We start from the raw sequence: 15,468 nt of genomic DNA on the forward strand, positions 1-15,468 counted from the left end.
AGTGCGCCGCGATGCGCTAGGCCAAGGAAAAGGATTGAGGATCGGCAGTACCATGCAAAAACCGTTGATGGCCCTGATGATCGCCGGGCTCGCCCTGTCCGGCTGCGGATGGTTCGGCGGAAGCCGCCGGGGTGACCCGGCCACCACCGACGCATCGGTCAACCCGCTGATCCCCGAGGAACGCCAGGGCGCCTTCCAGCGCCCCGATGCGGCCGACACCAGCGTGCCGATCACCTCGGTCACCGCGCTGCGGATCGACCGCACCAATACCGGCGCCATCGTGCTGGCCACGGGCGTGGCCAATCGCCAGGGCGCCTACGAGGCGCGTCTGGTGCCCGAGAACGAAAAGGCCGAGCCGGTCGACGGGGTTCTGACCTTCACCTTCACCGTGCTCTACCCCAGCCGCGCCACCCCGGCGGGCAGCGAATTCAGCCGCACCATCAACGAGGGCTACACGCTGTCGAGGAAGCAGCTGGAGAGCGTGCGGGTCGTCCGCGTGATCGCCGCGAACAACACGCTGGAAGCCCGCCGCTAGGCGCGCTTCCTTCCGCGTTCAGATCGGCGCGGTCAGAGTTCCACGGTCCTGACTGTCTGACCCTTGGCCGCGAGGGCGATCTTGCCTTCGCAAAGCCGCAGCGCGTCGGCGCCGAAGACCTCGTGGCGCCAGCCCGAGAGCGCCGGCACGTTGCGTTCGCCCGCCGCGATGGCGTCGAGGTCGGCGCTGGAGGCGATCAGCTTGGCGGCGACCCCCTCGGCCTCGGTCTTGGATTTCAGCAGCACCCGCAGCAGGTCGGCCAGCGCGGGGTTCACCTGCAGCTTCTCGCGGCTCTTGTCGAGCTTGGGCAGCTTGTCCTGCGGGCAGGCCTGTCCGCGCGCCACCGCCTCGACGATGCCGTCGGCGATGGGCCCCCGGCGCGCTTCGCGCAGCAACAGGCGCAGGCCGCCGAGATCGGCGAGGTTGGCGGGCTTGGCCGAGGCCAGTTCCATCAGCGCATCGTCCTTGTAGACGCGGTTGCGCGGCACGTTGTTGGTCTGGGCGTAGCTTTCGCGGAAGGCCGCCAGTTCGCGCACGATGGCAAGGAAGCGCGGCGAGTTGGTCCGCGTCTTGAGCCGCAGCCAGGCGTCGTCGGGCGAGATGTCGTAGGTCGCCGGGTTGGTCAGCGTTTCCAGCTCCTCCTCGACCCAGCGGGTACGGTTGCTGCGCTTCAGCTCGGCGGCGAGGAATTCGTAGACCTTGCGCAGGTGGGTCACGTCGGCCAGCGCGTAGACCTTTTGCGCGTCGCTCAGCGGGCGGCGCGACCAGTCGGTGAAGCGCGAGCTCTTGTCGACCGAGGCGCGGGCGATCTTGCGCACCAGCGTCTCGTAGCCGACCTGCTCGCCGAAGCCGCAGACCATGGCCGCAACCTGGGTGTCGAACAGCGGTTCGGGAAAGACCTTGGCGTCGACCCAGAAGATCTCGAGATCCTGCCGCGCCGCGTGGAATACCTTGACCACGCTGGTGTCGCGGAACAGCTCGTAGAGCGGCTCGAGCGAGAGCCCCTCGGCCAGCGGATCGACCAGCACGGCGTTCTCGTCGCCCTCGCCCGGATAGGCAAGCTGGACGAGGCAGAGCTTGGAATAGTAGGTCCGCTCCCTCAGGAACTCGGTATCGACGGTGACGTAGTCCTGCTGGGCGGCCGCCTTGCAGAAGGCGGCCAGGTCCTCGGTGGTCGTGATGGTTTTCATCTGCGTCCGTATATCGGGATTATCTTCTTGGCGCTTGCGCATGAGGTGCAGTCATAGGCCAATCGCCGCCGCTTGAAAAGCGACGACGTTCCTTGGGCGTCAAGCTGATGTTTTCTGGTCTCGCCCCGGGCCGCTCAGCCGAGCAGCACCGGGCTGCGGTCGCCGGCGGCAAAGCGGCGCAGGACGGCCGGGTAGAGGCGGTGTTCCTGCTCCAGCACGCGCGCGGCGAGGGTGTCGGGCGTGTCGCCGGGCAGGACCGGCACCCGCGCCTGCCCGAGGATCGGGCCGTCATCGAGCCGCGCGGTCACCTCGTGGACGGTGCAGCCGTGTTCGGCATCCCCGGCTTCCAGCGCGCGGGCATGGGTGTGCAGCCCCTTGTAGAGCGGCAGCAGCGAGGGGTGGATGTTGAGCATCCGGCCGGTAAAGCGCGACACGAAACCGTCGGTCAGAACCCGCATGAACCCGGCGAGGCAGACGATATCGGCCCCGGCGTCGAGGATCGGCTTGACCAGTTCCTCTTCGAAGGCCGCGCGGTCGCCCTTGAAGGGGCGGTGATCGACGACGGCGGTGGCGATGCCGCGCTCGGCGGCCCGCTGGAGGCCGCCGGCGGTGGCGTCGTTCGACAGGACGAGACAGGGCCGTGCCGGGTGGTCCCCGGTCATGCTGTCGACCAGCGCGACCATGTTCGAGCCGCCGCCGGAGATCAGGATCGCGACCTTCTTGTGGCTCACAGGAGGGTCCCGGTGTAGCGCACGCCCTCTCCCGCGCCGACGGTGCCGATGCGCGCGACGGTCTCGCCCGCCTCGGTCAGCAGTGCCGACAGCGCGTCGGCCTGATCGGCGGCGCAGACCACGATCATGCCGATGCCGCAGTTGAAGGTCTTGAGCATCTCGGACTGCTCCATGCCGCCGACCTGGGCAAGCCACTGGAACACGCCGGGCAGTTCCCATGCGTCGAGGTCGATGGTCGCACCCATGCCCTCGGGCAGGACGCGCGGCAGGTTCTCGGTGAGACCGCCGCCGGTGATATGGGCCAGGGCGTGCACGCCCCCTGCCCGCACCGCCTGCAGCACGGGCTGGACGTAGAGCCGCGTCGGGGTCAGCAGGGCGGCGCCGAGCGCACGGCTGCTGAAGGGCGCCTTGTCTTCCCAGCCGAGGCCGGACATCTCGACGATGCGGCGCACCAGCGAGTAGCCGTTGGAATGCACGCCGTCGCTGGCGAGGCCCAGCAGCACGTCGCCCTCGGCGACGCCTGAAGGAAGATCACTGCCGCGTTCCATCGCGCCGACGGCAAAGCCCGCGAGGTCGAAGTCACCCGCCGGGTACATGCCGGGCATTTCCGCCGTTTCGCCGCCGATCAGGGCGCAGCCGGATTGTTCGCAGCCGCTGGCGATGCCCTCGATGATCCGCACGGCGGTATCGGTCTCGAGCTTGCCGGTGGCGAAGTAGTCGAGGAAGAACAGCGGTTCCGCGCCCTGGCAGACCAGATCGTTGACGCACATGGCGACAAGGTCGATGCCCACGCCCTCGACAACGCCGGTGTCGATGGCGATGCGCAGCTTGGTGCCCACCCCATCGGTTGCCGCCACGAGGATCGGGTCGTTGTAGCCAGCGCCCTTCAGGTCGAACAGCGCGCCGAAGCCGCCGAGGCCGCTCATCACGCCCGGGCGGCTGGTCCGCTTGGCCGCAGGCTTGATCCGCTCCACCAGCGCATTGCCAGCGTCGATGTCCACCCCTGCGTCCGCATAGGTGATTCCGTTCTTAGAACCGCTCATTTCGCCCTCCGGTCCGGTCGTTGCCACCCGATAGCCCGGAGTTTGCGCAGAGTCCACGCCTCTGCGCCCCTGTTCGGCCTTCAGCGGTCCCGGATCATGCGATAGCCCTGCCCTGCGCGCTCGAGAAAGGCAAATCCGGGAAAATTCACGTGCTGCCCCGCGATGCGGATGCGATCGGTCGCCACGCGATCGAAGACGGCCTTGCGGGTTGCCCGCGCCTGTTCGATGTCCACGTCGAACATCACGCCCCAGTCGGGCTCGGCCAGCTGGAAGGTCTCGCAGTGGATGGTGTCGCCCCAGATCAGCAGCTGCTCGCCCGCGTCCTCGATCATCAGGCCGGAATGGCCCGGGGTATGGCCCGGCAGCGGGATCATGGTGAGGCCGGGCAGGATCGCCGCCTCTCCGGTCACCTCGCGGCGGCCCTCGGCGTAGGGCGCGACGCTTTGCCGGGTGACCATGATGGAGCCCTGCCCGCGCTCGTTGGCGCGCGCGAAGACCTCGTCGGAGTGGAAGTGCACCCAGTCGGGCGCGGCGCAGATCAGTTCGGCATTGGCAAAGCGCGCCTTGCCCTCGCTGTCGATCAGCCCGCCCACGTGGTCGATATGCAGGTGGGTCAGCGCGATATGGGTGATCTCGTCGGCGCCGATGCCTGCCTGTTCGAAGGCGCGGGCGAAATGGCCCGAAGTCTCGGACCGTGCCGGGGGATTGCCGGAATCGACCAGCACCACGCTGGCGCCCGCGCGGATCACGAAGGCGCTGACCGGGATGGTCACGGATTCACCGTCGTAGGGGATGCCGGCCTGCGCGGCGGCGGCCACCGCCTTGTCCGCCTCGTGATCGGGGAACAGCGCGTTCGGCGCCTGATTGTACCCGTCGTTCAGCGCGATCACCTCGATCCCGCCCACCTTGAAACTGCTGACATCCGACATGGCCGACTCCTACTTGCCCTGCGGGGGAAAAGAGTACTCCCCGCGCATGATTGCAAGCGCCGCTTGACCGTCCCTGTCCGCTTGCGTAGTCAGTTTCGCAGGCGGGCCTGTAGCTCAATTGGTTAGAGCAGAGCGCTCATAACGCTTTGGTTGCGGGTTCAAGTCCTGCCGGGCCTACCATTTCCGCCGAAAAATCAAACAAAATCAAAGCGGTACTGTCACTCGCCGAGCCGAACTCTACGCATTGATTTTCAATGACTTACACACAAAGTGTCACACGCATCCATGCGCCCTGCACTTCCCCCGGGAAACTAGATCGTTCGAAGCTGGGTTGCCGACTAAGCTCTCCTTGCTGGGACGGACGGCGTAACCATGTAAGCGGAGCAATATGACGCTCCCGGCCCTCTCCGGACTTTCGGTGTCCACATTTTTGTTGCAGTGCAGCGTCGTCGAACCGGTCATTGCGGAGCAGGAGACGTCCAGGGCATTTCACATGTAGAGTTAGAATTTACTCTGTTCACTTCCAGCCAAGAAACCGGAAAGGCAGGCTGCTTGATCTATTCCCACAGCTACAAGTTACATGGCACAACATGATATCTGTTCGACCACATTTTGAAAGTGCAGCGTATGGCAAGTTCTTCATTTGATTTTCTGGCGGCTCAGAAAGTAATGCAGGCCGGCAGTCAAAACGGCGTGATTAGATTTGCGAAACAGCTCGTTGGCTTTGATCGAGGTGTCGCAGCACAGGCCATTGGCGGTCTCATGCTCTGTCCAGCCATGCAGGCTTCCACCTATAGATTAGAAATGCTGGCCCATGCCGTGGTGTCGACTTGCGCTGGGGACAAGCCACCTCGTCAACGTGATTTGTCGAAGTGGCTTGCGGCTGCGGGGAAGGTAGTCGGCCACCATGAAGATCCTGCCGAGGATGTCTTCTTGGGACGTGTCACTTACGACGGTGGAAACTACCGTGTTTTGGAAGGACTGAGTGAGGGCGGATGCTTCCACCTCCAAGTCTTAATGAAAATTGTCGAAAACATGCCAGAAACATTCCGTGAACTAAAGGATGCGTGTCAGGCATGCCTCATTCTTTCGGATGCAATGTGCGAACGTGCTGGACTTGTCGCCTTCGAGGTTGGGGCCGAAAACCCTATACGGAAGCGCGTCCCGCCGACCGACCTCCCTCCGGTTCGGACGCTATCGAGTTGGGTCAGATTCTCGGAAGCGGAACTTAGTGCATTGGACATTACAATGGCGGCCTTGGGCGGCTTTGTCCTGGCCCCTGAGCATTCCAATGTGTTGGGGACGTACGCGGGAGATAGCGCGCTTTTCCGCAAACCGCTTTTTTACCACGATGAAAATATTGTTGTGGCGCTTCCGACTGCGATTGGGCCGGCCATCCGCAGCCTTGTGATAGATTTTTGTCGGTCACTTGGGCCTGCTGGAGAGCAGCTCTTTCGGATGCAGCACCTCTCGATAATCGCAAATCAAATGCTTGAAACGCCCATGATCGATAGTATCGGGATGAGGCCATCACCCTTGACACTTGATCCAGTTGTCCCGAGACCGCCCGTCGAAATTGATCCGGGATATTGGGTGCAAGTCGTTATCGTCGCTGACGATCTCTCAGGTTTTGAACAGGATGGCCTGATGGGGACTTCGCAGAATGGCGCGAAAGCACAGATTAAGCTGGCGGAGGCGATCCGGTCTGCACGAGAGCGATGCGAAGGGTCCGCGAATTTCAAGGCAGGCCTCACCTTTGTGATCTTCTGTGGCTTTGGTCGCGGTCAAATGGTTGAGTTGCCTGATCGCAGTGACCATTGGTTTGTAGAGGCTGCAAGCGCATACGACGCTGAAGTGCTTGGTTGGCGCACAGACTTCTCCATGTTCGATCTGTTGCGCCTTTCAATGACCGAGCTTGATCTCAACTCCAAAGGGTTTGAAATGCCCCACATTAATGGCCTTCTCGCGCAGGTCGGGGATTCTATTAGGAATGGTGGCCACCTAATACCGCACAACGACCTGCCTGACGGGATGTCCGGTGGATTAATCGTGGGCCGGACGAACGGGCAGCTGCAGCTAAGAGTGGAGCATCATCAACGCCATGATCGGCGCATCGTGCTCACGCCTGACGGCAAATTCGCCGCAGTACGAAAAGCAGGCAGTGGAGCACGTTCTCCAGGGGGCGTTTGCCACCTCTACAGATCAATGGAGGACGCACGAAATAGACGATTCCGCGCGGTCTGGATTAAACGTGAGAGAACTTGGTGGGTTGAGACCCGTCCGCGATCGAAAAATAATCTTTCGCCCTGCTACAGAAGCTTCGAAGCACTTCGAACATGGATTCAGAGAATAGCCCCCGTGCTTGATGAGGCCATTCCTGAACTGCCAGATCTCCTTTTGTGGGACCTTAAGATCGACCCCCAGCCGCCGACTCCTTCTGCCGACCTTGTCCCAGCGGGCTCGGACGACATTAGGGCATCAATCCACCTGCAGTGCGCCCCACAGGGGGTAATCACAACAACTGTCGCACCTGAGTTTTGGCTGGGCTTGTCCAATGATAGCAATGTCGCAGAAGCTACTCTCGTCGAGGCTTTCGTGCTCGGCGCTCTGCGCCTTACCGGTAGGGAAGAGAGTGAGTTGCCGACGATCACGGGTAGGATCGTGTCATCGCCTGATGCTCGACAACTGCATGCATTCGCTCCACAAGACTTCCGCGATCACATGCGAGATACATTCGATCGGCGCGTCATAGAAATCAGTTCCATGCAAGATGCTGCAATACGGATCGGGCTCGGTTGGAGCGGTGTCGAGCGCCCCGGGGGCCGAGTCTATGGCGTAGAGGCCTGTACGGATGCTCTGAACAAAATCACGGCCGCCGCGGAGGACGATCTTTGTGAAGACCTGTCGTCTTTTAGCCGGCAAGGATTGATTGAAGCAGCAGTCCGAAACCATGAGGCAGCGGCAATCGATGCTCGGCGATGGAAGAAGACCTCCGGTGCAATCATTGCTTTGTCTGACAACGAGGCCGCAGTGCGGTCTGAAATCGCGGAGACCCTGTTTGGCTTGAACGGGGTGTCGTTGGCTTGCCGCCTGCTCATTGAGATCGGTCTTCACCATTGCCCCGAAAAAGGTGGATTGGAGGTGGGCGATATCGACCTTTCTCGGCTCATGGCGAGGGTGATGATGATCGTACATCTTGGCGGATATTCGGACGCCATCCAGTATGGGGCGATGAAGCCAGAGTTACGTATCTCGCCTGCGGGAGAGGTTCAGATCGACGTCACCTTCTTTGATGGGATTATGGAGCCGGTCGGCAGAGCTTTCACCGATCGGCAGGTTGATCGAGAGCGAATGTCCTATAGCATTTCACTTCGAGAACCCGAATTGGCCGATGAGAGTCAAAACGGGAAGATAGACAACGATTTCGAGATAGCTTGGGCAGAAGAGTTCGGCGCAAGTTTCTGGGCGTACCGATCAACTATGGATGAGCTTGAGAATCTTTGTGCGCAGCAAGAGCAATCGTGGATTATCCTTCCTAGACCCAAATTGATTGCTCTTCTTGAGACGGAGGGCGCTCCCAAGGTATTAGAAATGCTCGAGAGCGTGCCGAGAGAGCATTGGAAATCGGTGCCGCAAGGCTACGATGATGCAGATCGGCAGCCATGGCGTTTCAAGCGTCGTCTTTCTATCGCGAGGCGACCTATTGTGAGGCTCGGACTGGGCGCTGATGCAAACGTGCTCGTGGCACCAGGGATGATCAGAGAAAGCCTGTCGGCAACGGTCCACAATATGTATGAAGGTTACTATGAGCCGTCTCGGCTGGCCTCCCGCAAGATGCGCCGTTGGGCCGACAAAGTTTCAAACGCGAACGGTACAGAATTTGAGGAGGAGGTTGCATCAAAGCTCACGGACTTCGGTTGGTCCGTCAGAAGAGGCATCAAGTTCGGCGAAATTCTTGGGCGCCACCCAGACGAAGATCCCGGAGACATCGATGTGCTTGCATGGAATGAGGCAGGGTGCGTTATGCTTCTGGAATGCAAGCACCTCCAGTTCGCCAAAACGGCAAGCGAGATTGCAAAGCAACTCTCCAAGTTCAGAGGTGAGGTTGATGACAAAGGAAGGCCTGATCGCCTCGCAAAACACTTGAGACGTTGGGCGTTAGCTCGGCAAAACATTGACGCGTTTTCGAACTTCACTCGCCTTAAGGATCCGGAAATCGGAGCTGGCCTAGTATTTTCTAACACCGTGCCGATGCAATTCGCGGTTGATCGTATGCGCGAACAGCTATGGACGGGAACGATCGAGCAAATTGGTGCGCTTTCGGATCGATTGGGTTAGTAGCGCGTTGCAAATTGGCTAATCCGGAGAGGCTCCTGCGTATGGGCGTCCGGCGCAAGATGCGATTGACTACTTTGCATCCGCAGATTAGCCCGCGTTCGGCCAGTAACTGTTTAGTGTCGATCGACTCCGTTATTTTGTTGAATGTCAGCTTCCGTAGTGGGGCTGGCGTGCGTTCGGACCTGCGGCGGAATTCCGGAAACCGCCCTTCGTGTCGTAGGTTGGTGGGGCATGAATGTCGTGGAAGGGCTGTCTCTACCATTTCAGGCGCAGTATGCAGATAGCAGACCTTTCGCTTCATCTGAGGGAAGCTACCGCCGCTCGGCGCTTGCGTTCCATCTCTTCGACGGCAGCTTGGACCTCCGGCGATATCGGATTCTCTGGTCCCGGCAGCGGGAGGTCGGCCAGGAACCGCCAGCGGCGATCGAGTGCAGCAAGTGAGACCTCATCGGTATGTCCGCGCCGTGTTTGCCAAAAGAATAGGCTTTTCAGCTCGTCCGACACGGGCTTACCCTCGCGCATCCTCTTCGCGGTCCAGAGCGTGACATCGACAAGCTCGAGCCCAGCACTTTCATCGCCAGGTTTGTATTCAGGTGGAATCTCCGGGAGCGTCGAGTAATCGAAGTCGGGCATGCCAGGGCCGAGGCTGGACTTATGGCCGCGCAGCTTCTGGTAAATTTCTGCCAACTCCGCTTGCGCTTTATTAAACTCAGTCTGACGGTCGACAGTAATCTTATGCACTTTCTGCCGCATGGCCGTTGACTCCCTGCCGATTCCGTAAAGGACCGATTGGAAGCCGACCAAATTGGGGGAGATCTGTAACGAGGTATCATAGTTGCCCACGCCGTAACTGATCTCGTCGGGATTTGCATCTGCCCAGCGGATGGCACCGTCTATGAGTTCCCGCGAGCGGGCATCAGGCAGCATTTTGATGTTGGCGAGTAGCCGTCTGTGGACATCCTGAAGCATCTTGGCACAGCGTGCAGTGTTTTTCTCCAGTCTCGCCTTCCACGCAGCTTTGGCGATGTCCTCATCGAACAGGTGCGCAACTTTGAAGAGCAAGGGGTAACGCAACGGAGTCCAATAATGATTCCACGCGACTGCATCATTCAAGCCTGCATCGAAGACTTGGTCGAAATAGCTAATGATTGCATGATCTTTCTTGTCGACCGTGAAGATCGAAAACCGAAGATCGTTCTTCTTGCTAAATTTCTCAAGTCGTTCAGCAATTGTCGTCAGCTTTGCGACGCCAAGCTCATTGGCGTGAATTCGCTTCACTCCAAGCTCTTTTCTAAGCGTCCGTAACAGCGGGGCGGAAATCACATCCAGATTGGCGCGGGCCCCGAGAACCCCATAATAGAGCAGTGGCTGGGCAGGGTCGAATAGATGTAACCCTGTATTTCCGCTTTCATCGACATAATAATACATGATTTTTCCCGGCGAATTGAGCATACTATGTGCCACCGTATATCTCGCGGTCAATGCCCCGACAGCCAAGTCCGCTTTCCGACCTCTGTGTAGATCACCTACGGCTCAGCGGGATGATCCTGGCGGAATGTCCGCTTCGGCGTTGAGGCAAGGGTGCTTTCGCGCGTGCAGCGAACTGCAGCTTCCCGCCCTTCCACGACATTGGTGCAAGGCGCAGCATTCGACCGAGCGTGGTCACTAAGGGCGGGTTCCGGCCGTTCGCTGCAGACATGCTCGACGACTGCAATGCGCACTTTCTGCCGTTCGCCGCGCTACAGCGAACGGCCCGAATTGAGTTCTTCGCGCGTTACTGCACCTCAATGACCACGCTCTCGATGCCGCCGGTGAATTCGAACGGCGGCTCGTAGGCCGAGGTGACCGGCTGGCCGCTGTCCTCGCCGATGCCAAAGGTGTCGATGCCGAAGCGGCCCGCGACGGTCGACTCCATCGACCCTGTCGCAACCTCGGTGCCATTGACCGACAGGGTGATCTCGGCCCCTTTGCCGGCCTCACCCTCGGCGCCCTGGTAAGCGAAATCGAGGGTGATCTCGGCCTCGCCCTCGGGCAGCGGCTCGCTGCCCTTCACCTCGGTGTGCTTCTCGAAGAGGTTGTAGTCGAAGATCGGCACCCCGCCGTCGACGTAGAGCACCATGCCCGCGGCGACGCCGCCGAAGCCCATGATCACGCCCTCGGTTGCCGCGCCCTCGGTCTCGACCTTGGCGGTCAGCGTCCACGAGCGGTTCTTCATCGGCGGCGCGGCGGGCTCGGCGATGCGGATCGCGCCCTCGTAGTAGGTGAAGGTCTTGTTGCCCTCGACCGCGCCCGGCACCGGCGGCTTGGCGATGGCAAGCCGGGCCGAGCCGCGATCATCGAGCGGCAGCACGCCATATTTCTCGAAGGCCTCGTCGAGCATCGCCTTGAGCTCCTCCAGCTTCTCTGGGTTCTCGGCGGCAAGGTCGTTGGCCTCGGAGAAATCCTCGTCGAGGTTGTAGAGCTCCCACTTGTCCTGGTCCCAGTTGCCCGGCGCGTAATCCTGCCGCCAGGGGAAGGTATGCTGGGCGTTGGCCTTCCAGCCGTCGGCGTACATCGAGCGGTTCGAGAAGACCTCGAAATACTGCTGGGTGCGGCCCTTGAACTCGGGGTCGGTGAAGCTGGCGAGGAAGCTCTCGCCCTCGAGCGGTTTCTGGTCGATGCCGTTGACGCTGTCGGGCATGGGGATATGCGCCGCCTCGAGGATGGTCGGCACCACGTCGACAAGGTGCAGGAAGGCGGTGCGCGGCGCGTCGTCATGCTGAATTTTCGCGGGCCAGCTGATCACCATCGGGTTGCGCGTGCCGCCGAGGTGCGAGGCCACCTGCTTGACCCACTGGAAGGGCGTGTTGCCCGCCCAGGCCCAGCCGACCGGGTAATGCGGCTCGGACTCCGGCCCACCGAGCTTGTCGATGTTGGCCTTGATGTCCTCGAGGTCCGAGGGGATGCCGTTGAGGTTCATGATCTCGTTGAGCGTGCCATCCGGCCCGCCCTCGGACGAGGCGCCGTTGTCGCCGACGATGTAGACCACCATGGTGTTCTCGGCGTCGGGCAGTTCCTTCACCGCGTCGAGCAGCCGCCCGACCTCGTGGTCGGTGAAGGCGAAGTAGCCGGCGAAATTCTCCATGAGGTCGTCATAGACCTCCTTCTGCACGTCGCTGAGCGTGTCCCAGGCGGGCACCCACTCGGGGCGCGGGGTCAGCTCGGTGCCCTCGGGGAGAAGCCCCATCTCCTGCTGCTTGGCGAAGACCTGGTTGCGGTACTCCTCCCAGCCCATGTCGAAGGCGCCGTCGAACTGCTGGCGCCACTCGGCGGTGACATGGTGCGGCGCGTGCATGGCGCCGGGGGCGAAATACATGAAGAAGGGCTTGCCCGGCGCGACCGACTTGGCGAACTTCATCCGCGCGATGGCGCGGTCGGTCATGTCGGTCATCAGGTGATAGCCCTCTTCGGGCGTTTTGTCGGGCTCGACCGGGACGGTGTTCTCGAAGAGCACCGGGTAGTACTGGTGCGTCTCGCCCGAGTTGAAGCCGTAGAAGTAGTCAAAGCCCATGCCGGTTGGCCAGCGGTCGAACGGGCCGGTGACGGTCTGCTCCCAGTCGGGGGTGTTGTGGTTCTTGCCGAACCACCAGGTGGCATAGCCGTTGTCCTTGAGGATCTCGGCGATGGTCGCGGTCTCCTTCGGCAGCATGGTCGAGTAGCTGGGGAAGCCGGTGGCCCATTCCATCAGGAAGCCGTTGCCGGTGCTGTGGTGGTTGCGCCCCGTAAGCAGCGCGGCGCGCGAGGGGCCGCAGATGGCGGTGGTGTGAAAGCGGGTGTAGCGCAGCCCCTCGGCCGCCAGCTGGTCGAGCGCCGGGGTGGGGATCAGCCCGCCGAAGGTCGAGGTCTGGCCGAACCCCACATCGTCGAGCAGGATGACGATGACGTTGGGCGCGCCCTCGGGGGCGGCGACGGGTTCCTGCCAATCTGCCTCCGAGTCCTCGTAGGTCTCGCCGATGGTGCCCTCGAAGGGTGCCAGCGGAACCGGCAGCTTGCTGCGGTCGGGCCAGTCCTGGGCGTGGGCCTGGCTCGCCAGCGCCACCACGGCAACCGCAATGAAAAATCTATTCATATCAGCACCTTTGACTTCAACGTCTGCGATTGACGTTGGTTTCTTGAAAAGAAGATCGATCAAAATTGAAGCGCGCTAGGCACCACGTCGCGCAATTGATTACCACAGTGACCGCTGCTAACTTGCTCAATACTGTGCATCATGTTGGGATTTTTCATGTCGAGAGGCGAGCCGGGGGCGATTTTCCACCGACGCGGCTGGCTGGCGGCGCAGCCTGAGCCGTTCCGCAATGCCTGGATGGAAATCTCTGAGTTGCGTTCCGTCTCGCGTGGCGACCGGCTCTACTCGCTGGGTGATCCGCCCGGAGGGGTTTACGGCATCGCCGAGGGGTTCGCCGACGTCATGACCGCCTCGGGATACGAGCCGCCGGTCCTCGCCCATATCGCGCGTCCCGGCTGGTGGGTCGGAGAGGCCGCCGCGGTTACCGGCTCTCCCCGTCGCGTCGAAATCCGGGCCCGGACAGACCTACGGGTCTGCTATGTCTCGCTGCGGCGCCTGGAGGAGCTTGAAGAGGTCTTCCCGATCATTTGGCGACTGCTCGCCCAAATGACCGTGCTCCATCTCGACAACGCGCTCATGTACGCCGCCTCGCTGCTCAAGGGCGATGCCCGAACCAAGCTTGTCAGCACGCTCGTGCGGCTCGCTGGGCCGGAGATGCTCTATGAGGCCGACATCTCGATCCCCTGTTCGCAACAGGACCTTGGCGAGATGTCGGGCCTATCGCGAAACAGCATCGGACCGGCGTTTCGCGCTCTCGAGGGCGACGGGTTGATCAGGCGCGGGGCCTATGGCTCGATCACTTACAACCCGATCCAGCTGTCGAGAATGATGGAGGCTGGTCTGAGCCGCGGCTCAAGATGATCCACCGAGCGTTCATTATGGAATCGAGGCCGCCGCGCTTCTGCGCTCTATTTCGCTTTGCTTGAATGTCGCAATTGGGCCCGAAGCCGACTTTCGCTGCGCCTTGCGCGAAGGGCCGGCTTGGGCCGGTTGCGTCAGTCAGACCGGGCGCCGACCTCCCGGTTGCCATGTCCGCTACCTGCGCTTTCCGGTCATCCATGCGAAGCGCAGCATGACAACAGTCAAGGTCAACAAGGGTGAAGGTCGGCCAATCGTTGAGTGAAGATTAATGCCGGGTTGCGCGAATGCGCTGGCTCGGGAAGCGCGGAGGGATATTCCCGCACCGCCTACCTCTCTGATGCAGGGATTGGCGCGACACCGGCAAAGCCCAATTATCTTGACAAGGTAGACTCGTTTGGGCGCTCATTACATCTATGCCCAAACGCCGCGACGCAAGCATCCTTCGACGCCTCCAATACTTCGAGGCAACAGCTAGGCTTAACTCGATTTCGGCTGCTGCGAAGGAGTTGGGGGTGTCACCGAGTGCGGTGAGCCACCAGCTTTCCGATCTGAAGAGGACGCTGGGTGAGGACCTGTTTGCAAAGTCAGGCAGGACCCTTAAATTGACAAACGCTGGTCAGATGCTTGCTCAAAGGCTGTCGACTGCATTCAACCTGCTCGATACCTCGATCGCAAAGGTCACAGGTGAAGACAGGCCAGTCGTAAGGATTGCGGCCTGTTCGGCTTTCGGGCCATTCTGGCTGGCCCCGCAGTTGGGCGTATTCCGCGATCTTCATCCTGAAATTGACGTGGAACTTCGCCTCTACGGTCAGGACCCGGAACTCACGAACGCTTCTGCAGATTGTATCGTCACCGCGCAAAAGGTTACCCCGGGTTACGCATCGATCGATCTGTTCCATGAAAGGGCGATCATGGTGGCTTCTCCGCTCGTAGCCGCTAATGAACAATTGGCCAACCTGCCGCTGATAACCACGAACACGGATGACGATGATCTCGGAGCGGATTGGCATGAGTTCGTCGGTCAGACTGGCGCCTTCGCCCAGGTTCCAAACACGTCCGGCTGGCTGCGCTGTTCACACTACATTCTGGCTCTGGAAACAGCCAAGGCGGGCCTCGGCGTCGCCCTGATCCCAGATTTTGTGGCCGCCGCCGCGATTGAGGATGGTCATCTCATTCGCATCGGTGAGGCCAGCTTCAACAATGAGGGCAGAGTCTATCGCCTGTGCTTCAAGGATGCGCGCAAGAACGACCGCGAGATTCAGGCGGTAGTGGGATGGTTGCGCCGGGCCGTGCGCCACGACCAGCCCAATGGAGCACCGAAGGGACGCTGCGGCCTTGACCGCAAGCCAGAGCTTGGTTCGGCGGGTGACAACTGAGATTATCTCAACTCTTCTTCGAAAGTCTCACTTGTCTGCCGTTTTGCGCTGCTCCAACATCGTACCGCGGGCGCTTTCGCGTTACGAGTTTTCGCCACCTTGTTAGCTAGTTGCGTTGAAGTAGAGGTGCCCGCAAGCAACTGATTGTTAGTGTAATTTCTTTTGCTTTCGGCATTGACCGATGAACGTCGGGTCATTGTCATTGCCCAGAAATATCCGTGGAGTGCCGATGTTTTGTCTCGTGAATGACTGCACAATCTTCCGCGGTACACTAGGGTCACTGCAGCGCCGCGTTCAATTACCGGAACGCGCGCCATGAGAATTTTGAGCAAGTATCTTTCGGGTGGACAGTCCTCG

At 61.0% G+C, this 15,468-nt stretch carries 10 protein-coding genes and 1 tRNA gene; 5 read left to right on the plus strand and 6 right to left on the minus strand.

Annotation, left to right across the window (positions count from 1 at the left end; translation table 11 throughout):
• The first annotated feature begins 52 nt into the window (after positions 1-52).
• Positions 53-535, plus strand: a complete 483-nt coding sequence (locus DDT93_RS05795; RefSeq protein WP_109464868.1) for a hypothetical protein — start codon at positions 53-55, stop codon at positions 533-535.
• A 32-nt stretch (positions 536-567) separates the two neighbouring features.
• On the opposite strand, the gene rnd is transcribed toward DDT93_RS05795, so the two are convergent.
• The 4 genes from rnd to DDT93_RS05815 all read right to left on the minus strand — a co-directional run bounded on the left by rnd (position 568) and on the right by DDT93_RS05815 (position 4,428).
• The gene (gene rnd / locus DDT93_RS05800; RefSeq protein WP_109464869.1) at positions 568-1,725 is read right to left on the minus strand and encodes a ribonuclease D; all 1,158 of its coding nucleotides are present in this window, start codon (positions 1,723-1,725) and stop codon (positions 568-570) included.
• A 134-nt stretch (positions 1,726-1,859) separates the two neighbouring features.
• On the minus strand, positions 1,860-2,456 hold the full coding sequence (purN, locus tag DDT93_RS05805) for a phosphoribosylglycinamide formyltransferase (RefSeq protein ID WP_109464870.1): 597 nt from the start codon (positions 2,454-2,456) through the stop codon (positions 1,860-1,862).
• Positions 2,453-3,499 (minus strand): phosphoribosylformylglycinamidine cyclo-ligase, encoded by a 1,047-nt coding sequence (purM, locus tag DDT93_RS05810; RefSeq protein ID WP_109464871.1) that lies wholly within the window; start codon positions 3,497-3,499, stop codon positions 2,453-2,455. Before purM ends, purN begins: the two co-directional genes overlap by 4 nt.
• 80 nt (positions 3,500-3,579) lie before the next feature.
• Positions 3,580-4,428, minus strand: coding sequence for an MBL fold metallo-hydrolase (locus tag DDT93_RS05815; RefSeq protein WP_109464872.1), 849 nt, complete (start codon positions 4,426-4,428; stop codon positions 3,580-3,582).
• 103 nt (positions 4,429-4,531) lie between these two features.
• Here DDT93_RS05815 and DDT93_RS05820 point away from each other — a divergent pair.
• Positions 4,532-4,608, plus strand: a tRNA-Ile gene (locus DDT93_RS05820).
• Positions 4,609-5,055: 447 nt separating this feature from the next.
• Positions 5,056-8,766, plus strand: a complete 3,711-nt coding sequence (locus DDT93_RS26430; protein WP_157960111.1) for a hypothetical protein — start codon at positions 5,056-5,058, stop codon at positions 8,764-8,766.
• Positions 8,767-9,063: 297 nt separating this feature from the next.
• Here the strand turns inward: DDT93_RS26430 and DDT93_RS05830 are convergent, their stop codons facing one another.
• Positions 9,064-10,194, minus strand: a complete 1,131-nt coding sequence (locus DDT93_RS05830) for a DUF3800 domain-containing protein (protein ID WP_109464874.1) — start codon at positions 10,192-10,194, stop codon at positions 9,064-9,066.
• Positions 10,195-10,540: 346 nt separating this feature from the next.
• A complete protein-coding gene (locus tag DDT93_RS05835; RefSeq protein ID WP_109464875.1) occupies positions 10,541-12,874 on the minus strand; it encodes a sulfatase-like hydrolase/transferase in 2,334 nt (777 codons plus the stop codon).
• A 156-nt stretch (positions 12,875-13,030) separates the two neighbouring features.
• On the opposite strand from DDT93_RS05835, the gene DDT93_RS05840 reads away from it, so the two are divergent.
• Positions 13,031-13,735: a Crp/Fnr family transcriptional regulator gene (locus DDT93_RS05840; RefSeq protein ID WP_198654793.1), complete on the plus strand. Its 705-nt coding sequence runs from the start codon at positions 13,031-13,033 to the stop codon at positions 13,733-13,735.
• Between the two features lie 413 nt (positions 13,736-14,148).
• The gene (locus DDT93_RS05845; RefSeq protein WP_109464877.1) at positions 14,149-15,111 is read left to right on the plus strand and encodes a LysR family transcriptional regulator; all 963 of its coding nucleotides are present in this window, start codon (positions 14,149-14,151) and stop codon (positions 15,109-15,111) included.
• Positions 15,112-15,468: the final 357 nt, after the last annotated feature.

This window comes from Albibacillus kandeliae, assembly GCF_003116585.1.
Lineage (GTDB): Bacteria > Pseudomonadota > Alphaproteobacteria > Rhodobacterales > Rhodobacteraceae > Albibacillus > Albibacillus kandeliae.